The sequence below is a fragment of the Maledivibacter sp. genome, from assembly GCA_025210375.1.
Lineage (GTDB): Bacteria > Bacillota > Clostridia > Peptostreptococcales > Caminicellaceae > JAOASB01.
This window is the reverse complement of sequence record JAOASB010000012.1, coordinates 36,196-57,384: the sequence shown is the minus strand read 5'-3', so window position 1 is coordinate 57,384 and position 21,189 is coordinate 36,196. Positions and strand designations below refer to the sequence as shown.

15 protein-coding genes, 8 tRNA genes and 1 pseudogene are annotated in these 21,189 nt (G+C 35.2%); all 24 read right to left on the bottom strand.

The genetic code is table 11. The features are described 5' to 3' along the window. Window positions 1–5: 5 nt before the first annotated feature. Window positions 6–1,256: a serpin family protein gene (locus N4A68_04020; protein MCT4563464.1), complete on the bottom strand. Its 1,251-nt coding sequence runs from the start codon at window positions 1,254–1,256 to the stop codon at window positions 6–8. Between the two features lie 142 nt (window positions 1,257–1,398). Further along, window positions 1,399–2,442, bottom strand: coding sequence for a hypothetical protein (locus tag N4A68_04015; GenBank protein MCT4563463.1), 1,044 nt, complete (start codon window positions 2,440–2,442; stop codon window positions 1,399–1,401). Window positions 2,443–2,731: 289 nt separating this feature from the next. Further along, window positions 2,732–2,808, bottom strand: a tRNA-Arg gene (locus N4A68_04010). A gap of 187 nt (window positions 2,809–2,995) precedes the next feature. Then, window positions 2,996–4,351 carry a GntP family permease gene (locus tag N4A68_04005; GenBank protein MCT4563462.1) on the bottom strand — a complete coding sequence of 452 codons (1,356 nt, stop codon included), beginning with the start codon at window positions 4,349–4,351 and terminating at the stop codon, window positions 2,996–2,998. Between the two features lie 66 nt (window positions 4,352–4,417). Beyond that, window positions 4,418–5,995, bottom strand: coding sequence for an acyl CoA:acetate/3-ketoacid CoA transferase (locus N4A68_04000; protein MCT4563461.1), 1,578 nt, complete (start codon window positions 5,993–5,995; stop codon window positions 4,418–4,420). A 370-nt stretch (window positions 5,996–6,365) separates the two neighbouring features. Further along, window positions 6,366–8,066 carry a sigma-54-dependent Fis family transcriptional regulator gene (locus N4A68_03995; GenBank protein ID MCT4563460.1) on the bottom strand — a complete coding sequence of 567 codons (1,701 nt, stop codon included), beginning with the start codon at window positions 8,064–8,066 and terminating at the stop codon, window positions 6,366–6,368. A gap of 210 nt (window positions 8,067–8,276) precedes the next feature. Beyond that, window positions 8,277–8,417: pseudogene (locus N4A68_03990) on the bottom strand (CBS domain-containing protein). A 234-nt stretch (window positions 8,418–8,651) separates the two neighbouring features. Then, complete coding sequence (locus N4A68_03985; GenBank protein ID MCT4563459.1) at window positions 8,652–9,614, bottom strand: ATP-binding cassette domain-containing protein; 963 nt, start codon at window positions 9,612–9,614, stop codon at window positions 8,652–8,654. Further along, window positions 9,614–10,606, bottom strand: a complete 993-nt coding sequence (locus tag N4A68_03980; protein MCT4563458.1) for an ABC transporter ATP-binding protein — start codon at window positions 10,604–10,606, stop codon at window positions 9,614–9,616. Before N4A68_03980 ends, N4A68_03985 begins: the two co-directional genes overlap by 1 nt. Window positions 10,607–10,645: 39 nt before the next feature. Then, complete coding sequence (locus tag N4A68_03975; protein MCT4563457.1) at window positions 10,646–11,548, bottom strand: ABC transporter permease; 903 nt, start codon at window positions 11,546–11,548, stop codon at window positions 10,646–10,648. 25 nt (window positions 11,549–11,573) lie between these two features. Continuing rightward, complete coding sequence (locus tag N4A68_03970; GenBank protein MCT4563456.1) at window positions 11,574–12,503, bottom strand: ABC transporter permease; 930 nt, start codon at window positions 12,501–12,503, stop codon at window positions 11,574–11,576. Between the two features lie 229 nt (window positions 12,504–12,732). Next, window positions 12,733–14,280, bottom strand: coding sequence for a glutathione ABC transporter substrate-binding protein (locus N4A68_03965; protein MCT4563455.1), 1,548 nt, complete (start codon window positions 14,278–14,280; stop codon window positions 12,733–12,735). Window positions 14,281–14,875: 595 nt separating this feature from the next. Beyond that, a tRNA-Leu gene (locus N4A68_03960) sits at window positions 14,876–14,959 on the bottom strand. Between the two features lie 20 nt (window positions 14,960–14,979). Then, window positions 14,980–15,055 (bottom strand) — tRNA-Lys (locus N4A68_03955). Window positions 15,056–15,154: 99 nt separating this feature from the next. Next, a tRNA-Gln gene (locus tag N4A68_03950) sits at window positions 15,155–15,230 on the bottom strand. Window positions 15,231–15,243: 13 nt separating this feature from the next. Then, window positions 15,244–15,319: transfer RNA gene (locus tag N4A68_03945), tRNA-His, on the bottom strand. 20 nt (window positions 15,320–15,339) lie between these two features. Further along, window positions 15,340–15,416 (bottom strand) — tRNA-Arg (locus N4A68_03940). A 2-nt stretch (window positions 15,417–15,418) separates the two neighbouring features. Further along, window positions 15,419–15,492, bottom strand: a tRNA-Gly gene (locus tag N4A68_03935). A gap of 5 nt (window positions 15,493–15,497) precedes the next feature. Beyond that, window positions 15,498–15,574, bottom strand: a tRNA-Pro gene (locus N4A68_03930). A 121-nt stretch (window positions 15,575–15,695) separates the two neighbouring features. Then, the gene (locus N4A68_03925; protein ID MCT4563454.1) at window positions 15,696–16,169 is read right to left on the bottom strand and encodes a metallophosphoesterase; all 474 of its coding nucleotides are present in this window, start codon (window positions 16,167–16,169) and stop codon (window positions 15,696–15,698) included. Beyond that, entirely contained in the window at window positions 16,169–16,771 is a 603-nt protein-coding gene (locus tag N4A68_03920) for an XTP/dITP diphosphatase (GenBank protein MCT4563453.1), read from the bottom strand. The genes N4A68_03925 and N4A68_03920 overlap by 1 nt, the downstream gene beginning before the upstream one ends. 18 nt (window positions 16,772–16,789) lie before the next feature. Then, window positions 16,790–17,515 (bottom strand): ribonuclease PH, encoded by a 726-nt coding sequence (gene rph, locus N4A68_03915; protein MCT4563452.1) that lies wholly within the window; start codon window positions 17,513–17,515, stop codon window positions 16,790–16,792. Window positions 17,516–17,846: 331 nt separating this feature from the next. Next, window positions 17,847–18,866, bottom strand: coding sequence for a GerMN domain-containing protein (locus N4A68_03910; protein ID MCT4563451.1), 1,020 nt, complete (start codon window positions 18,864–18,866; stop codon window positions 17,847–17,849). A gap of 175 nt (window positions 18,867–19,041) precedes the next feature. Continuing rightward, window positions 19,042–21,132, bottom strand: a complete 2,091-nt coding sequence (locus N4A68_03905) for an N-acetylmuramoyl-L-alanine amidase family protein (protein MCT4563450.1) — start codon at window positions 21,130–21,132, stop codon at window positions 19,042–19,044. Between the last annotated feature and the right edge of the window lie 57 nt (window positions 21,133–21,189).

Below are 21,189 nucleotides of genomic sequence, written 5' to 3'. Positions count from 1 at the left end.
GTGGTCTAAGGTTCATAAACAACCCCTGCAAACATCAAGACCCCTGTTCTACCGTGCTTTATAAAATATATAAATGGCCTATCAGCATAAAGTTCTATTATTTTTTCCGGAGGCTGAGCTGCTCCACATAAATGTACAGTTGTAAGTGCTGCCGCTTCTGTTCCCTCTTCATCCACATCTATAACACACTTTTGAGATATGTCATTTACAAATAACGGTTTATCATCTGAAATATAGCTGAAATTCGCATCATCCATAGCAAAGGTCTTATTAACACCTAGCTTCTGAAGAATCTTCTTATAGGAATACTCCCCTTCATATTGGAATTTAGGAAGTTTTATTTTTGTTTTTACATATTCACTATTTTTTAGGTTTTCCTGAAGTTTTTGATAATCTAAGGCTTCTATATACTTATCTATATCTCCCTTGGGTATAACAAGCTGCATACTGCATCCATAATAATTTAAATTTCCTGCAACAATATCATCATCCTCATAGGATGACATTTGTCTTTCAGCATTCATCATCTTTACTTTTTTCTTACTTCCATCCTTAAGATAGAAATCCTCGGACTTTGTATTCTTCTTAGAAAATTCATCTTGCCATTTTCCTTTGAAATATAGGGAGTTAAATATGTACATTACAGTCCCTGGGTTTATATTCTTCAAATAATCTTTAATCTTTCCACTTGTTTTATCACTTATCCACTGGTTTATTGTGGAAAGAGTATTCTTATTATGAAAATCAACATTATAAATTCCTGCATCATAATACGAAGTACAATTTTTTATAAAATCATCCTTTAAAGAAAAATCCTTTGATGTCCACAAGGAATTTGCAGTATTTATCATAGTGGTTTTTTTATTATTTTCCTCATAGCCCGAATCATTAAGCATATTTAGCAATAAACAATATTGATCATTTAGCTGCTCCCTTGAAATATTCGATGGGTTAATGATTGACTCTAATTCCTTTTTTGTATCACCCTCTGCACCATTAGCTAATATAGTAAGAACAACTGCAAGACTTAAAGGTGAAGTTATAACATTATCACCTTCTTCACTAGCATTCTTCATAACATCAATTCCTATATTATTGATGCTATTTATTATTTTTTCATCAACCTTCCCATCATCAATGTGAATTTTTTTTAATGTACTTGCACTATCAATTGCTACATTTCCCCCTAAATCAGCACAGCCTGTTATACTTGATAACAGCAAAGAAATCACTAATATAAAAGATACCTTCTTCATTCTCTATCCCTCCTCATGAACTTAGACGGTATAAGTATTTATTTTGTTCCAAAAATGTAATGATTTATATTTTGAGATTTAAACTCTACAAGGAATATATATATATATTAGTAAAACCCTTGAAAATTCAAGGGTTTCATTTTTAATCTTCATATTCCATTACTTCAAACTGTAGTATCTTATCGGCTACTATGTAATCCTTTTTACTTTCAAATGGTCCTATATTGTAGTCTTTCTCAATAGTATAATATGGATCATCCTTATCATCAATACTATCTTCATACCAATCAATAAAGTCATTTACATCATCCATTGATAGATCATATTCGTTTATCTTACCATTTACCATGGTAATTCTTAATATTGCTCTGTCTCCACTACCGCCACCACTACTACTTTTTTGCGGTGTTGCTGATGCTTCTTTTGAGTCTGGACTTGTTACTCCACTTTTTACGGCACATACAACATAATAGTATGTAGTACCATTTTCAAGACCACTATCTGTATAACTTGTTTCTTTAGTTTCTCCTATTTCCTTATATTCTCCACCTTTTGTTGTTGATCTTTTTACGACGTATTTTTCAGCCCCTTCTACTTTATCCCATGAAAGCTTTACTTCTTTATTTCCTGCTGTTGCTGTTAAGTTTGTTACCAAAGTAGGAGTATTTATATCTAATAATTCACCTGTTTCGTCTATGTCTATGGCATCTAACGCCATGTATTCTGAATCTGTCCCTATAATTTGTACGTCATGTATACTGTTTTGTAATCCCGTGGCTTCGAAATTCAATGCTCCGAAATTCTCTGGACCTTTCTCTGAGAAATAATGCTCAACACCATCTATATTTATGATAATATGATCTGAGTAAGTTGCATTAGAGCCTGAAAGAATTCTTAATTTTGTTCCAGTAAATTTGAATTTGATAGCATGACCTAGAGAAGCATTGGGAAATGTTGAATGATGCGTATCCTTGTAAAATCCAGCAAATCCATGAACATTTCTCCAATAATCACCTTCATATATAATCTTATCATTCCCATTGTCGTACCTCTTCCATCCATCTTCTGGTTGCGGTAATTGATCACCAACCTCTGCCGCATAAACCTGTATCCCTGCCGCCACAAACACAAATGATACCATTAACATAGATACTACAAAATAAACTCCTAATTTCTTAGTCTTCATCTTTCGTCCTCCTTAAATTGTCTTCAAATTCATATATTATTCTATATGTAAATTTTAGAAAGAAACAGTCTGTTTTTATCTTTTTTGACATTATATAATGAAAGTTTACAGAATATTACTTGGCAATTACAGGCATTAGGACCGTTAAGACTTATATATCAAAATGAAAATCAAGATTATCTACTAAAAAACATCATAAAATTTCCTTTTTTATCTCCATCTAGCATCTTATCCCAATACAAAGATAAACTCAACACCGTTATATGTGTTGAGTTTACTTAGTTACAAATGGCACGCCATGCAGGACTCGAACCTGCAACCAACTGATTCGAAGTCAGCTACTCTATCCAATTGAGCCAATGGCGCATGATATTTGATTTTCTTTAACATAGAATATATTAACATAATTATTTTAATTAATCAATGAAAAGTTACGGGGTTTATCTCAGCTTGATTATGTGTTTTCTTTGAAAACTAGCGGGGGTGCCCTATGGCACCTCCGCTAATTACAAATCCATTATTTCACTTTTTTTAAATATTTATATAATCATTCCTAATATAAGCCAGTAATCAAATAGAATAATGAAATGATGAAAGATGCTAAGAGTGGTAATGCTATGGTATTGACAGCTATATCCTTATAGCTTTCCTTATGGGTAAGCTGAGTAACTGCCAATAAGGTAATTATTGCCCCGCAGTGGGGTAAAGAATCTAGCCCTCCCGCTGCTATGATCATGATTCTATGAAGAGCCTCCGGGGCTATTCCCATCGCCAAAAACTCCTTTGACAATATTTCTAATGCTATAGCTGTACCCCCTGAAGCTGAACCCACAATACCAGCAAGTAATGTGGTTGAAATTCCTACCTTAAATACCGATGGAATTGCCATACCTACTATACCTAATTTTACCGTTGTAAATGCTGCCAATGACTTGATTACGCCACCGTAACCAACCTCGGATGCGGTGTTGAATATAGGAAGGAGCGCTCCTACTGCCCCCTCAAATACAGTTTTATTTGTCTGTGGAAGGAACTTTCTCATAGTAAGAATTATGAATATAACTGCTATTCCAAGTCCTAGAATAACCGGCCAAGTACCATTTACAGCTCCACCAATATTTTTATATTTTTCAACAACTGAAGGTATTTTAAAATACCAATTTGTAAGAATAAAGTTTACTATAAATACGATTAATATGGGAGCAATGGCAAGCCCAAATCTTGGAATATTATCATCAAGCTCATGAAGATTTTCATTTGGATGGTCTCCATATCCCTCACCGGAAGCCATCAGTTTGTCTGATCTACGATTTAAATAGTATATACCCCCAAGCATCATGATTGCGGTTGCTATGATACCCAAAATGGGAGCCGCATAAATATCCGTTCCAAAATAAACCGTTGGCATAGTATTTATATATTGTGGAGAACCTGGAAGGGCAGTCATTGTGAAGGTAAATGCTCCAAGGGCAATAGCTGCCGGTAATAATCTTTTAGGAACATTGGCTCTTCTAAGTAATGTTGCTCCGATTGGATACATTGCGAAAACAACAACGAATAATGATACTCCACCATAGGTTAATAAAGAGGTCGCAATTACCACAGCTGTAATAGCTTTTTTCTCTCCAAACTTATCGGCTACTAAATTAGCGATTGATGTCGCTGCTCCTGTTACACCCATAAGCTTTCCAAATATGGCTCCAGCTAAAAATACAGGGAAATACTTGCCAATGTACCCAACAGCCGCCGGCATGAACACATTAGATAATGCATAAAGGGGTGGAAACTCACCGGAAACTAATACTGCTGTCATGGCCAATAGGGGTGCTAATACAAGAACCGTAACTCCCCTATAGGCAAAATACATTAATGCACCTAAGGTTAAGATAATAGCAATAACTCCTAACATTCAATACCCTCCTTTTTCTAATTCAATAATTAGTACAAAAATCTATTGTTTATACACTCTTTCCTCTTAATCTATTTTCAAATTCATAGGTTCATCTTTAAAAATTCTCATATCCATTAGCTTTAAATTATCAGCAATAATTGGTTCAAACTCCATAAGACCTAGTATATCCTTCTTTAAATCTACTCCCGGTGCTACTTCAATTAAAACCATACCCTCCTTAGAAAGCTCGAAGACGGCTCTTTCAGTTATATATATAACCCTTTGTCCATTCTCAGCAGCATAATTTCCACTAAAGGTTATTTGCTCCACATGATCTGTGAATTTCTTAATTCTTCCCTCTTGTTCTATGATAAGCTTTCCATCTAATATTTCTAAGCTTAATCCACCTGCAGTAAAAGTGCCGCAATATACCACCTTTTTGGCATTCTGAGTAATATTAATAAATCCCCCACATCCAGCTATCTTAGGCCCAAATTTACTAACATTGATATTTCCGTACTTGTCACATTGGGCTAATCCTAAAAATGCTACATCTAGACCACCACCATCATAAAAATCAAACTGATAGGGCTGATCGATTATTGCTTCGGGATTAGTTGCCGCTCCAAAGCTTAATCCCCCAGCTGGTATTCCTCCAATAGGTCCCGATTCTATTGTCAAGTCCATTTCCCTATCAATACCCTCTTCACTCGCAACCAGGGCTATCCCTTCAGGCATCCCTATTCCTAGGTTTGTTACACCATTTGGTATAAGCTCCATGGCGGCTCTTCTTGCGATTACTTTCCTTGCATCAAGCTCAAGCTCTTCTAACGCTCCATCGGGTTCCCTTATTGCTCCCGTATAAGCCGGATTATATTGCTCTTTAAAGGTCTGCATATGGTTCTCTGGATTAGATATAACAATGGCATCAACATATATTCCTGGTATCTTTACCAACTTTGGATCTAAGCTTCCCCTCTTCACTACCTTTTCAACCTGTAAAATTACGATACCCCCTGAGTTCTTAACTGCTTGAGCCATGGATGTTACCTCTAAAGAAACCGCCTCCTTTTCCATGGTGGCGTTGCCGATTTCATCGGCATATGTAGCTCTTATCAAAGCTACATCTATTGGAAATGCTTTGTAAAACAGATATTCTTTTCCCTCTAATTCTATCAGTTTAACTATATCTTCTTTAGTAACATCATTTATTTTTCCTCCCTCAATTCTAGGGTCAACAAAGGTTTTTAATCCTACGTGGGTGATTGTACCAGGTTTGCCGGCGGCAATATCCCTAAACAAGTGGGTTATTACACCTTGGGGTAAATTATATGCCTCAATTTTATTCTCCAATGCTAATTTCTGTAGCTTAGGTGCTAATCCCCAGTGTCCTCCAACAACCTTTTTTACTAACCCCTCATGTCCAAGATGATTCAGTCCTTTGTCCTTACTATCACCTTGTCCAGCAGCATAAACCAAACTAAGATTTTTAGGTGTCCCCTTCTCAAGAAAACGTTTTTTTAGTGCTGATGTTAATTCTTCGGGATGGCAGTTACCAACAAATCCACCGCTAGCCACCATATCCCCATCCTTGATCATAGCAATTGCCCTGGCGGCAGGCATTACTTTTGAATTCAAATTAAATCCTCCCTTCCACACCATAGGAATTCAAGTAGAAACCTTAATTTATATCCATCAAAAACTTCCAAAAAACACTGAGTATTTGATATGTATTAATTAAGCTTCACTATACAAACCCTATAAAGTTAGTTTTCTATATCTAAAAATACAATTATGCAAATTACATGCCAGTTTATTTTTTACATAAATATCATATTATGATATGAGTAGAGGGCAAAAGGGCAACATAAAAAAACTCTAACAAAACAAAAGAAGTTTCATTAGAGTTTTTATGTTTGGATTTTCGAACATAGGATTCTCATTTATATAGTTATTGTACTGATTCTCGGACTATATTTTGGTAGTATTATGAATATGTTCAGTTAAACAAACACTTTTTCTACAGATTGTTCTATGATATATTTTTCAGACCATATTTTTCTAATTTTTCATATAATGTCGTCCGCCCTATTCCAAGCAAACTAGCAGCCTTTGTTTTGTTACCATTAGTGATTCTCATACTCTCTACTATTGCTTCTTTTTCGGCCTTTGATAAAATATCCTTTAGATTTTTAATATTATTACTATATTGATTGCCAATAATCTTTTCCGGTAAATGTTCTACATCAATAGAAGCACCCATATCAACCAGATTCATTGCTCTTTCAATGACATTTTCAAGTTCTCTGGCATTTCCTGGCCATGTGTATTTTACTAAATAGTTCATGGCTTTACGGGAAATTTTTTCTATGTTTTTATGATATTTATTGTCTAAATTACTAAGAAAATATTTACTCAGAGGAACAATATCCTCAGGTCTATCCCTTAACGCTGGAACAAAAATGGTAAATACATTAAGTCTATAATAAATATCCTCCCTATATTCACCCTTTGCTATCATTTCTTCAAGATTCTTATTGGTAGCAGCAATTATCCTAACATATATTCTTTTTGCCACCGATGCTCCAACCCTCTCTATTTCTCTTTCTTGTATTACTCTCAATAATTTTGACTGCATGGATAAGGGCATATCTCCGATTTCATCAAGGAATATTGTTCCACCATTAGCCAATTCAAATTTCCCTATTTTCCCTCCCTTTTTAGCTCCAGTAAATGCACCTTCTTCGTAGCCGAACAGTTCTGATTCCAATAATTCTGAAGGTATTGCTGCACAATTAACCCTTATAAAAGGGCCAAAGCTTCTACTACTCTCATTATGAATGGCATGGGCCAATAGCTCCTTACCTGTTCCACTTTCTCCTAATATCAATACATTTGAATCTGTATGAGAAGCTCTCCGGGCTAACCTCTTGGTCTCTGATATCCTTTTACTTACACCTATAATATTTGCAAATGTATATTTAGCCCTATTTATATTTTTCAGCTCCCCCTTATATTCCTCTATTTCCTGTTCCATGAGGCTGATCTTTTTATACAAATCATTTAAATCGTCCACATTCCTAAAAAGAACTTTTCCAACAGCCCCTACTACTTCTCCATTTTTTACTATGGGTATTCTAGAAGCAACCATATAGCTTCCTTTAATTTTCTGTATATCTGCTATTTCAGGTATACCAGTTTTTACTACAATATGCATTCTTGTATTTTCTATTACCTTTGTTACATGCTTACCAATAACGTCTTGACCCTCGACCTCTAGAAACATTTCATAGGTTTTGCTAATCATGGTGATATAGCCCTCTTTATCAACAACCAATATGCCATCATATACAGTTTCTAATATGGTATTGAGAACTTGGGAAACATTTTTCTGTTCCTCAAGCTCCTTTAATAGATTATCATGCTCGGTCACATCAAAAAACAGGGCTATAGCTCCCAAAATTTCACCATTTTTTATTATAGGTGCCCTATTAGTAATAATTTTCTTTCCACTTATATGTATTAGGGAATTGATATGGGTTTTTCTATCCTCAATTACATCGGGCAGCTGGGATGCAGACAGTACATCATTAATTCTTTTCCCTAAGGCTTCACTGGCTTTAATTCCTAAAATATGTTCAGCAACATTATTAAACATAATAATATTTGAATCCTTATCAATAGCAATTATGGCATGATTGGTAGATTCAATGATAGAATTAATGCTCAGCAAAAGAAAGTTCAACTCTTCTGAAAGATATTTAAACTTCTTTAATACTCCGCATAATCTATTTTCTTCATCTACGACAAAAAGCTCCCCATGCTTCTTATTATATATAATGTTTGCTGGGTCTTCCTTCCCTATACAATTGTCTAAGCAATCTCTAAAGGACATATCCCTTAGCTTTCTTGAAAAAAAATCCTGTTTATTAATTCTATTAAGGATTTTTTGTTTATGTAATATACCTTGCAATATATTATGTTCATCTATAATAGGTACATTATCGACCCTATTCTCAATTATATACTCAGCCGCTTTTTTAATAGATGAATTCTCATCTAAACCCTTTATGGACTTATCCATTAAATCCTTAGCTTTGACATTCCTGAAATTTAACATAGTTTCACCCCCTCTTAAAATCAACAATATCTTCCTCCTATTTAATTTTAACCCGATGTTTGTTAAGTTATATTAACATATTCAGAATATTTTATCAATAGTTTCAAGGGGTTTGTATATATGATTACACCATGGGTATTGTCAAAAATAAATAATAGGGATGTCTTCAAAGACACCCCTATTATTTTATCGTTTATACTATATAAATTTATCTACCATATGGCAAGCCACATAATGCTCATTTCCAATATCCTTTAATACAGGTTGTGAATTTGCATTTGTACATTTATCTGCATGGGGACATCTTTTAGCAAATCTACATCCTGGCTTAGGATTAACTGGAGATGTGATCTCGCCCTTAAGGATTATTCTTTCTTTTTTGTTTTTTAAGCTTGGTACAGGAATAGCTGAAAGTAATGCCTTTGTATATGGATGAACTGGATTCTTGAACAGTTCTCTTGCAGGTGCTTTTTCAACCAGTTGTCCAAGGTACATAACCGCTATATCATCTGAAAAATGTTTAACCACTGATAAATCGTGGGTTATGAACATATAAGTAAGTCCTAATTCTTTTTGTAAATCCTGCATTAGATTTAGTACCTGTGCCTGAATAGAAACGTCAAGGGCAGATACTGGTTCATCACATACTATAAATTTAGGGTTTAAGGAAAGTGCCCTGGCAATACCTATCCTTTGCCTTCTTCCACCATCAAGCTCATGAGGATAAGCATTTACAAGTCTATCAGCTAATCCAACCGTATCCATAAGCTCTGAAACTTTTTTGCTAAGCTCATTTTTGTTTTTAGTAATACCATGAATTATTAACGGTTCTCCAATGATCTCACTAACAGTCATCCTTGGATTTAAAGATGCAAAGGGGTCTTGAAAGATTATTTGCATTTCTCTACGAAGTTCCCTCAATTGTTTTTTATCGAACATTCTAATATTCTTACCTTCAAAGATAATGTCTCCATCCGTAGCCTCTAGAAGTCTCAACACAACTCTACCCGTAGTTGACTTTCCACAACCAGACTCACCGACTATACCAAGAGTCTTACCACTTTCTATAGAAAAGTCCACTCCATCTACTGCATGTAGCATTCCCTTAGGAGTCTTAAAGTGTTTCTTTAAATTTCTTACTTCTAATATTTTATCAGCCATTATCTTTTCACCTCCGCATCTACAAGACCTTCATATATTAAACATTTAACCCTATGTCCACCTTGGATTTCAGTGTCCTTTGGTGATTGTTTAGAACATATATCCGTAGCATATGGACATCTAGGATGAAATTTACAACCTGTAGGAAGATTAGTAGGGTCCGGCATTAAACCTTTTATGGGTTTCAATCTATCGGTTTCTTCATCTAAGTTTGGAATAGAACCAAATAATCCTAATGTATAAGGATGTCTAGGATTCTCAAACAACTGCTCCAGTGTTGCGGTTTCAATAATCTCACCTGCATACATTATAGCTACCTTATCACAAACCTCTGACACAACTCCTAGGTCATGGGTAATCAATATCATTGCGGTATTAAATTCTTTCTTTAGATTGTTCATTAAATCAAGAACCTGAGCTTGAATAGTAACGTCTAATGCTGTAGTTGGCTCATCTGCAATAAGAAGCTGGGGATTACATGCAAGTGATATAGCAATAACCACCCTTTGCTTCATACCCCCTGAAAATTGGTGTGGATAATCGTTTACCCTTCCCCCTGGGATACCAACAAGCTCAAGCATCTCTTCTGCTTTTTTCATTGCCTCTTGTTTATTTAAATCCTGGTGAATTTCTATAACCTCAGAAATCTGTTCACCAACTGTCATAACGGGATTTAAAGAAGTCATAGGGTCCTGAAAAATCATTGATATTTTATTTCCCCTAGTCATTCTCATTTCCTCTTCTGGAACATTTAATAAATCTTTACCTTCAAATTCAATTTTCCCGCTCATTATTTTCCCTGGAGGATTTGGTATTAGTCTCATTATTCCAAGTGCTGTAGTTGTTTTACCCGCACCAGTTTCTCCAACTAAGCCTAGGGTTTCGCCTTTATTAAGTTTTACATCTATATTATTAACGGCATTTACCGTACCGTCTTCTGTTATATAATGAATAGTTAAGTCTTCTATATTTAAAAGCTCTTTTTTGCTCATTTTTTTCACTCCCTCCTAAGAATGATTTTCCTCTATAAATTACTGCTTTAATCTTGGATCTAATGCATCCCTCAAACCATCACCTACAAGATTAAGGGCTAATATTGTAATCATAATAGCAAGTCCTGGGAAAGTAGTTACGTGCCATGCATATCTCAAATAAGGTCTCCCCGTTGCCAGCATTGCTCCCCACTCCGGTGCCGGTGGCTGTATCCCAAGCCCTATAAAGCTAAGTCCCGCCGTTGAAAGAATAGCACTCGCAACACCTAAAGTACCCTGAACTATAACCGGTGCCAACGCATTTGGAATTATATGTTTTAGGATTATTCTAAGGTCCTTGGCCCCTATGGCCTTGGCAGCCTCGATAAATTCTTGATCTCTAATTGAAAGCACTGAGGCTCTAACTATCCTTGCATAGGTGGGTACCGAAGATACACTAATGGCAATCATTAGGTTCATGAGACTCGGTCCCAAAGCCGAAACTATAGCAATGGCTAAAAGAATACTAGGAATTGCTAGAAAAATATCCATAATTCTCATTACTGTATTATCCAGTTTTCCACCATAATAACCTGCTACCGCACCTAGGGAACCCCCTATTATTATAGATATACCTACAGCTAAAATACCAACCTTAAGGGATACTCTAGCTCCATGTACCATTCTAGCAAAAATATCTCTACCAAATTCGTCAGTCCCAAACCAGTGGTCAGCACTTGGTCCCTTTAATTTATTTGTAAGATCCATACTAACAACCACATCATCATAATCGGCTATAAAATCCGCAAATATTGCTGCTAACACTAATATAGTTAATATGGCTAAGCCTAGCATAGCCATTTTATTTTTCTTTAATCTTCTCCATACTTCAGCCCATTGACTTCTTTTTTTATTTTTCTTCTTTACAGCAGCCACTGTTCCTTGCCCTATATTTGAAGCCATCTTTATACCTCCTTTTCAAATAAAATTACTTGCTATATTGAGATTTAATTCTTGGATCAACATATGCATATAATATATCAACTAGTAAGTTAACAAAACTGAAAGTTGTAGCCATGAAAACCACTGAAGCTAAAACTGTAGGGGTATCTTTTTGTCTAATAGCTTCAACTAGCAATCTACCTACCCCTGGCCATGAAAAGACTGTCTCCGTTAAAACTGCTCCCCCTAGTAAATATCCAAACTGTAGACCAACTACAGTGATAACAGGAATAAGCGCGTTTTTAAGAGCATGTTTATTGACAACCTTTTTCTCAGCCACACCCTTGGCCCTTGCAGTCCTGATGTAGTCTTGTCTTATAACCTCAAGCATTGAGGAACGAGTCATACGCGTTATAATCGCCGCCGCTCCTGTTCCCAAAGTTATTGCTGGTAAGATTATACTTTTGGCACTTTCAAATCCCGCAAATGGAAGCCATCCTAGTCCAACAGAGAATACCAGTATAAGCATCATCCCTAGCCAAAAGTTTGGCATAGACACCCCAAGTAATGCTGCAATCATACTTATACTATCCATCAATGAGTACTGTTTGGTGGCTGATATTATACCAACAGGTATACCGATGGCAACGGCTATAGCTACACCAACTGCTGCTAATATCAAAGTATTAGGGAATCTTGCAAATATTTCGGAAAACACTTCTCTTTTAGTTGCATAGGATCTACCAAAATCACCCTTCATTGCATTACCAACAAATCTAAAATATTGTACAAAGAATGGATCATCTAATCCCATTTCTGATCTAAGCTCCTGAACTGCTTCCGGTGGCGCACTTTCTCCAAGCATTAGCTGTGCAGGATCACCAGGTGTAAGTGACATGATTGTAAAAACTATAAATGTAACACCTAATAGTACTGGTATAAGAAGTAATAGTCTTTTTAATATATACTTACTCATTGTTGTCCTCCCTTCAAATTTTACAATTAAGATACTCGCTTTTAAAACTCAACTTGGATATACATATATATCCAATATTAATTTGTAAAAGCGAACATCTAATAAATTATTACGTTTTTGTATACGAAATTAACTTTCTGTAATTTTTCTTCTTCAAAGTAAAAGTAGGACCCTAGGGTCCTACTTTTTATTATTTAATTATCATAGAATTACATTTAACTTATTAATACTACTCGAAGCTTACACCATAAACACTGTGGTGTCCTGCTGGATGTAATTCAAATCCTTTAACAGATTTTTGGGCTCCAACATTTTGAGTCTTGTAGTATAACAGTACATCTGGCGCATTGTCTACTATGATTTCCTGAGCTTTCTTATAGGCCTCAGCTCTTTTTTCAGAATCTATAGCTGTTCTACCTTCTTCTAGAAGCTTATCTACTTCTTCATTAGCGTAGAAGTTTCTGTTACCTGCTCCACCCTGTTGTGTACTGTGGTATAATGCGTATAGTCCGTAATCAGGATCTGCTGTTACAGTAACCCATCCAAGAATAAACATGTCATGTTCACCCTTAGAAGTTCTCTCTAAGTAACTTCCCCACTCTAGTGGCTCGATCACAACTTCGATTCCTATATCCTTTAATTTAGCTTGTACTATTTGAGCAATTTGCATTCTTACTGGACTATCATTTGTCCAGATTGTAGTCTTAAATCCGTTTTCATACCCAGCTTCTTTTAATAATTCTTTAGCTTTTTCTGGATTATATTCATATGCATTTATAGCATCATTATGTGCAAAAACTCTAGGTCCTATTGGTGAATTTGCTAATTGAGCTGCATTATTTTCAACGGCTGTGATAATTTCATCAACATCAATTGCATAATTAATTGCTTTTCTAACTTTATCGTTGTTGAATGGCTCTTTTTGATTGTTCATACCAATATAATTCATTGATAGTGAAGGCCCTTCAATTAATTGTAGACTTTCATGATTTGCTACTCTATCTTTATCGATTGGTTCGATTTCATAGGCTATATCTAATTCACCTGTCTCAAGTCCAATTGTTCTGTTGGTTCCTTCAGTAATGTTTCTGAAAACAACAGTCTTAACATTAGCTGCACCCTTATAGTATTCATCGAATCTTTCTAAAGTTATCTTGTCCCCAGCATCCCAACTTGTAAACTTAAATGGGCCAGTTCCCACTGGATTTTGTCCATAGTTCTCTCCAGCTTCTGTTACAGCTTTCTCATTAACAATTGAAGTTGCAGTATGGGATAAATGAGCTAAAAGTGGTCCGAAGGGCTCAGCAGTTTTTACAATAACTTTATAATCATCTGCCACTTCAACGGATTCTATAGCCTCAACTATATGGGCTACTTTTTTAGATGCTAACATTCTATCTATTGAGAATTTAACGTCACTTGCTTTTAATTCTTCTCCATTGTGGAATTTAACACCTTTTCTTATGTTGAATTCCCAAGTAGTTTCATCTACTTGATTCCAACTTTCAGCTAAACCAGGTACTAATTCCATATCCACAGTTGACTCAACTAAAGTATTATAAATTTGCTTGCTTACCCTTGAAGATGGTTGGTCATTTGTAGAATGGGGATCAAGGGATTTTGCATCTGCACCTTGAGCAATAACTAAATTATCCTTTTCCACTTTATCTCCACTTGGGTTTCCTTCTTCAGCTGGTTTTGTGCCACATGCAGTTAAAACTAAAGCAAAAACCATTACTGCTGACAAAATCATTATGATTTTTTTATTTCTTAGCATAACGTTTTCCTCCCTAAAAATAATTTTTTTACTAAATATTAAATTTTAAGGGTCCCCTATAAATTTTAGCTAAATTAAACAATCTTTAAAAATTCAATCCAATAGATTTTTAATACAATGGAAATAGCTTTTTCTGAGAAATTGTTTTTTGATTTGTTATATATCAAATGACTTGAATTTTCAAACAATTATGATCATATGATGGCATTTGTCGCATTTTGTTGACAATAACTATAATAAATAAATTCACTTGAAAAAGCAATAGTTTAAATGGTGGTACAATTTTACACAGGCTATATCCATTGAAACGACTAGTATGTACAGGTTTTTAATTATTATTAATATTATTATCAAAAACTTAATACTTTAGTACGGTTATTATTTCCAGACCAGTGGTTTCAAAATATTAACGGATTTTTTCTAAAAAATATGACCTTATCTAATTTATAACAAAATCTTAGGAAAACATTTAATATATATTCAATAAAATGAAAGAAGTAAGACATTAATTTTCATTATTTAATTGGTATTTATACTCCTTGGGAATTTCAAAAATTTAAAAAAACTAAAAGCAATTTTGCTTTTAGTTTTTTACTGGTGCGGGTAGAGGGACTTGAACCCCCACGTACAAGACACTAGATCCTAAGTCTAGCGCGTCTGCCAATTCCGCCATACCCGCATATAATATGTTGTATGTTTTGGTGACCCATCCGCGACTCGAACGCGGGACACCCTGATTAAAAGTCAGGTGCTCTACCGACTGAGCTAATGGGTCATAACAATAACTAACTTTAAAGTAATCAAATTTATAAAAAATGTAGAAGCATCATTATTTATAAATTTAATATAAATTCAAGTGTCAGTTATGTATAAATGGCTGGGGATACAGGACTCGAACCTGTGAATGACGGAGTCAAAGTCCGTTGCCTTACCGACTTGGCTAATCCCCAATATTTTTTAAAATGGGGCGGCTGATGGGATTCGAACCCACGCATACAGGAGCCACAATCCTGTGTCTTAACCACTTGACGACAGCCGCCATGTTTTTCAAAATATTTATGGCGTGCCCACAGGGATTCGAACCCCGGACACACGGCTTAGAAGGCCGTTGCTCTATCCTGCTGAGCTATGGGCACATTGGAGCGGGTGAAGGGGATCGAACCCTCGCAACCGGCTTGGAAGGCCGGGGCTCTACCACTGAGCTACACCCGCATAACTGGTCGGGGTGGCAGGATTTGAACCCGCGACCCTCTGGTCCCAAACCAGATGCGCTACCAAACTGCGCTACACCCCGATTAGCTGACGAAAATTATTATACAACATATATAGCCCTTCGTCAACATTTTTTACGATTTTTTTTATAATTATTTGCTAAGGAATGGATTTTTATACATTATTCCAACCCATAAATATATTTACAAGCTATATAACTTAATTTCTATATCTTTTTTTGATATATCAATTATGCCATAGGAGGGGTTACTCCCTCCCCTTGGTATAGATGTACTTCCTGGATTTATAAAAACTATCCCATTTTCTTGTACATGTATGGGAATATGGCTATGTCCAAAAACAACAATGTCCGAATTAGTTTCTAAAGCTCTATAATACAATCTATAAATACCAGATTTCACACTATATTTATGCCCATGGGTTAAAAATATCTTTTTATCTTCAATAGTTAAAATAGTTTCTGAATCTGCTTCACAATCAAAGTCCGTGTTACCTTTTACTGCTACCACATCAATGCCAGTAATTTTTTGCAATAATTTAGCGTCACTATATGTGTCCCCAGCATGTAGAATCAAATCAACATCACCCATGGCCTTTATGGCTTTCTCACCACTAAAAACATCCCCATGGGTATCACTAATTAATCCAATCTTCATCACTTTTTACCTAACATACTTTCAAGTTCTATTTTGAATTTTTCAAGGGCTTTAGCTCTATGACTAATTTCATTTTTTATATCACTTCCAAGTTCAGCAAAGGTTTTATTATACTCCGGAACTATAAATAAAGGATCATATCCAAAACCTTGTAAACCCTTTTCTTCTAGACCTATTATTCCTTCACATTCTCCTCTTACGCTAATCCTTCTTCCATCGGGAAATGCAGCTGATATTACTGATACAAATCTTCCCGATCTATCATTATTGGAAACTCCATCTAACATTTTTAATAACTTTTTATTATTATCCTTATCCATAGCATTTTCTCCAGCAAATCGTGCAGAATAAACTCCTGGTCTTCCACCTAGGTAATCTACCTCTAACCCTGAATCATCGGCTATAGTGACAGTATTGGTTTTTTCCATAACCACAATGGCCTTTTTCATAGAGTTCTCTTCAAAGGTTTCTCCATCCTCTACTACCTCAAGGCTACCTAGACCGGCTTCGTCCATTGATACAAGCTGAATATCTAGGTTTTTGAGTATTTCACCTATTTCCTTCAGCTTATGTTTGTTTTTTGACGATAATATCATTTTCATATTTCTTACACCACCATTCTATATTTCAATATCTAAGATTTCCTTCTGAATCTCAATGAGTTCATTTATCCCCTTCTCAGAAAGACTCAACAGATCAATTAATTCGGCCTTATTAAATGGCGACTCTTCCCCTGTTCCCTGTATTTCTATAAATTCACCCTTATCCGTCATGATTACATTCATGTCAACCTTAGCTGTTGAATCTTCTTTATAGCATAAATCTAATATAGGAGTATCTTTAACTACCCCAACACTTATTGCTGCAACATAGCTGGTAATAGGCAAAGATTCCAATACACCTTTATCAACTAACTTACTTAGGGCATCTACCAATGCAACATAGGCTCCAGTAATAGAAGCAGTTCTTGTTCCACCATCTGCTTGTATTACATCACAATCAATCCATAAAGTTATTTCCCCTAATTTATTCAAGTCAACAACCGAGCGTAATGCTCTTCCTATGAGTCTCTTGATTTCATGGGTTCTTCCCTCTAACTTTCCCTTTGTAGCTTCTCTAAACTTCCTTGAATGAGTTGCTCCTGGCAGCATAGAATATTCGGCTGTAATCCAACCCTTGCCAGATCCCTTTAAGAATGGAGGAACTTTTTCCTCTATAGTAACTGTGCATATTACCTTGGTATTACCCATTTCTATTAAAACTGACCCCTGGGGATGCATCAAATAGTCCTTTGTAATTTTCACTGGTCTAATATCCTCTGGTCTTCTTCCATCTACTCTATTCATATTTTTCTCCCTTCTATTAATAAACAATAATAACAATTATATAGGGATTTTAGTATAGACTTTAACTTATAAATCTACACCTTGATTTTTTAAATAGCCAAAGCTTCAATGTTTTTCCCTATACATTAATATATTTTACCATATTAACTATTATATCTGTTATACAATTTATTATTTTGTTTTGCTTGAAGTTATACATTTTAGAACCTCTATCTTATTATTTCCATTACATGGCTTACGTATCTCAATTTTTTCAAAATAAAAAAATCCAGGTTTCCCTGGACTCAGATTATTGACGAAGTCAACAAGATGACAAGCTGCCTGGACTTTCTTAATACTCGTTTGCAAAGGTTGGAACCGCCAACGGTTCATCCTTTGCTACTTCACCAAAATCAATTTCTTTACCATCAGCCATTATACTTACTTTTTCTATCATAATATCATTTCCATAGTATTCGGTAAGCGTCAACCCTATTGTTTTAACTATATCTTGGGCTATACTTTCATCTTTGATTTCCTTAATTTCTTCGGCGAAATCAACGTATGCCACTCCATCTAGTATATCGACATTTCTTACTTGTAGGTTACATGGTATGGCACTAAATAGTCCTGATTCTTCCGATGGTCCTTCTATCAAAGTCTCAAGTGTTCTGATAACTGTCACTGATTCATTTTCTGCTACGTCTATATCCTTGGTTACAGGTACAAAATAATTCTCCATGCCATTAACTGTTCCCTGATAATATACTATGACCTTTCCCTTACTTTTACCATTGCCACTATAATTTATATCCTTTCTAGCAATAGGCTGTGAGAGATTTAAACCTTGGCTAAGCTTCTTTGGCTGTTCTCCTTCAATCATGATTTGAACTTTCTCAACGGTTGGGAATTCCGTTAATGTGTATACCACAGCCTTAACAATTGAAGCCTCCTCCTCTTGCTGCCCATAGTTTTGAAAATCTGCTGTAAAGTCTACCCTGCATAGTCCTTCATTTATACTCATACCCAGAATTTCAGTATTAGCTGGTAGTACAGGCATCAATCCAATAGCTTCCATATCTTGTCTATTAGCGGGGTTATCTACTAGTGATCTTATAGCAGATTTTGCAATTCCCTTTCCTTCAGGCCACGGTATCTTTCTCATAACTGGAACAAGAAAGCCTTTGTCATCCTTGTAATAAAGAACTGTATTTCTTAAATTCTGATCATCTTCTGGGCTCTCAATCAGTGTTGGAACTTGCTGTTCTTCCTTGCTTAAAAATGTCTTCAGCATGCTAGTACCTTTCCATACTACTAAACTTAATACCAAGCAAGCCGATACTACTAGTGCTATAAATCTTTTGCGCCTCATGCCAAAATCCCCCCCTAAATCAAAACTGTATATTAAATTATATTAGAGGGATAGGCATACTATGTCTATTTTATTTACTTTTTTAAAGGATAAAATCTAAAGAAGGTAATTGATAGTTTTACATTTTTCCAATAAAAAACTACCCCACACAGGAGGTAGCCTTTCCACAGTATATTTATTTCATCAATACACTATTGAAATATTCGATTATACCCTTTAAAGATGCCTCAGCACATCTTTGTCTATAATCATCTTGTAAAAGTAAATTTCCTTCCCTAGGATTTGATAAAAATCCTAGCTCTAATAGAACTGCTGGCATTTTTGTTTCTCTAATAACAACCAATTTAGGTCTCGGTACTATTCCCCTATCCGTTGCATTTAATTCTCTAACAAGGGAATTTTGCATTATCCTTGAGAAAGTCTTATTATCTCTACCATCATTTGGATAATATAGAACCTCAACTCCCTGTGCCTTACTGTTAGTAGCAGAATTGGCATGTATACTAACAAAAGCATCGGCACCAAGTTCATTTGCAATGCCAGGTCTATCATATAAGTTAATGAAGGTATCATCCTTACGAGTCATATAAACCTTGAACCCTTCATTTTCAAGAAGCTTTTTAAGTCTTAGGGATACATCTAAAACAACTTCCTTTTCCTTAACCTCTAAATTACGATTATATGCACCGGAATCATGTCCCCCATGACCCGGGTCAATTACTATAAGTCTATTCCTAAACTTAGATTCTTTGACCTTATTATTTATAAAGCTAAACATTATTTTATCAGTTACATCACTTTCTGAATTATCTTCATACTTTGTACCATCTGCAAGCTTTATGTCTATATCATAATATTCATCACTGCTACCATCAACATCTATATATTTGACAATACTATCATCTATGTCTATTTTCAATGGATCTAACACTATATTATCCTTTAAAATTCTTAAGGATAACTCCTTTTTAGCGACATTATAATTCTTTATGTATTGCCCCTTATTGTTAGCTGTTATTTCAAGCTTTGCCAAATTAATATCATCTTTATAATAGTCTATTCCATCTAGAGGTTTGCCAGCTACAAAAACATATATCTCATTCTCAGCATGTTCTATGTACACATTATCCCGTGGACTAGTCCCATCTTCTAAATCTACAACGACCCTCGTTATCTTGTCATTTGGATGATAATTGTGGTCTGGACTAAATTGAGAATATCTAACTCCACTTATAACCCCTTGCTGGACGTCGATCCCTTCTCCATCATACTTAAGCAAACTATCAAGAACATCTACTACAACCTTGTCATCTAAGAACATAACATTGTAGGTTGGTTCCTCAGCCGTTTGGATTACTACAGTATCTACATTATATATTTTGTCAACCTTTAAATTCTTCACAGAGTTAATAAGCTTAATCCTTAATTCCTTGTTTTCATCGTCATAAACTATCTCATGTCCTTTTTTTCTATCAACATCAACGACAATTCTAGTCTTATATGGATTTTGTTCAAATTGTGAAGCCCTTATGGTTTTTACTTCCCTATCATATATATCTAGATTGACTGCTCCCTCATCATCTAGCAAACTACTATCTTGTATATTAAAAATAGAGTTGGGAATATCAACTACTAATTTATCTTCGCCCCCAACTTGACTACCATTTAAGAAGAAGGATGAAGTAGCCACATCGCCAGTAGTCTTTATAACAATCTCAGGAAACTTTTCCGAACCATCATATGTAATGTTTTCTATTTTCTGCAATGGCTTATCTATTGTGGCCGTCATAGTTTCTCCTATCCAGCCTACTTCCATGCCAAGCTGTTCTGAAACAAATCTTAAAGGAACCATAGTTCTAAAGTTTTCCTCATATCCTATAAGCTTTGCCGGTACACCATTTGGTAACATATACTCCTTGCCATTTACTAAAACCCTAGGACTATCTATTTTAAGAATGATCTCTTTATCTTCAGTCTTTAAGGTCGCTTCTTTTTTTTCCTGATTCCACTTAACCTCAGCTCCAAGGTTTTCACTAATAAATCTTACGGGCACTAAAGTTATGTCATTAAACAACATCCCAGGAACATCAGATACAACATCCCTACCCTGCATGATTAAGTTCACAGTATAAACATCATAGGTATTATTTGTAGCTCCATCAATAATACTCAGCATTTCCTTTTCAAACTTCCTAGCTCCAAAAGAGCTTATCGTCATACTCATAAATATGGTAATTACCAGTATTAACGATAACATTTTCTTCATTCCATTGCCCCCTTTATTGTTTTAACTTTCTTCTTTATACATTTCTCCAAAAATGTA

Bases quoted from the DNA above. Each gene is read 5' to 3' on its own strand.
- rph (MCT4563452.1), bottom strand. From the start codon at position 17,515: ATGAATAGAGTAGATGGAAGAAGACCAGAGGATATTAGACCAGTGAAA.
- N4A68_03970 (MCT4563456.1), bottom strand. From the start codon at position 12,503: ATGAGTAAGTATATATTAAAAAGACTATTACTTCTTATACCAGTACTA.
- N4A68_03910 (MCT4563451.1), bottom strand. From the start codon at position 18,866: ATGAGGCGCAAAAGATTTATAGCACTAGTAGTATCGGCTTGCTTGGTA.
- N4A68_04020 (MCT4563464.1), bottom strand. From the start codon at position 1,256: ATGAAGAAGGTATCTTTTATATTAGTGATTTCTTTGCTGTTATCAAGT.
- N4A68_03965 (MCT4563455.1), bottom strand. From the start codon at position 14,280: ATGCTAAGAAATAAAAAAATCATAATGATTTTGTCAGCAGTAATGGTT.
- N4A68_04005 (MCT4563462.1), bottom strand. From the start codon at position 4,351: ATGTTAGGAGTTATTGCTATTATCTTAACCTTAGGTGCATTAATGTAT.
- N4A68_03975 (MCT4563457.1), bottom strand. From the start codon at position 11,548: ATGGCTTCAAATATAGGGCAAGGAACAGTGGCTGCTGTAAAGAAGAAA.
- N4A68_04015 (MCT4563463.1), bottom strand. From the start codon at position 2,442: ATGAAGACTAAGAAATTAGGAGTTTATTTTGTAGTATCTATGTTAATG.
- N4A68_03905 (MCT4563450.1), bottom strand. From the start codon at position 21,132: ATGAAGAAAATGTTATCGTTAATACTGGTAATTACCATATTTATGAGT.
- N4A68_03980 (MCT4563458.1), bottom strand. From the start codon at position 10,606: ATGAGCAAAAAAGAGCTTTTAAATATAGAAGACTTAACTATTCATTAT.
- N4A68_03925 (MCT4563454.1), bottom strand. From the start codon at position 16,169: ATGAAGATTGGATTAATTAGTGATACCCATGGGGATGTTTTTAGTGGT.
- N4A68_04000 (MCT4563461.1), bottom strand. From the start codon at position 5,995: ATGGTGTGGAAGGGAGGATTTAATTTGAATTCAAAAGTAATGCCTGCC.
- N4A68_03985 (MCT4563459.1), bottom strand. From the start codon at position 9,614: ATGGCTGATAAAATATTAGAAGTAAGAAATTTAAAGAAACACTTTAAG.
- N4A68_03920 (MCT4563453.1), bottom strand. From the start codon at position 16,771: ATGAAAATGATATTATCGTCAAAAAACAAACATAAGCTGAAGGAAATA.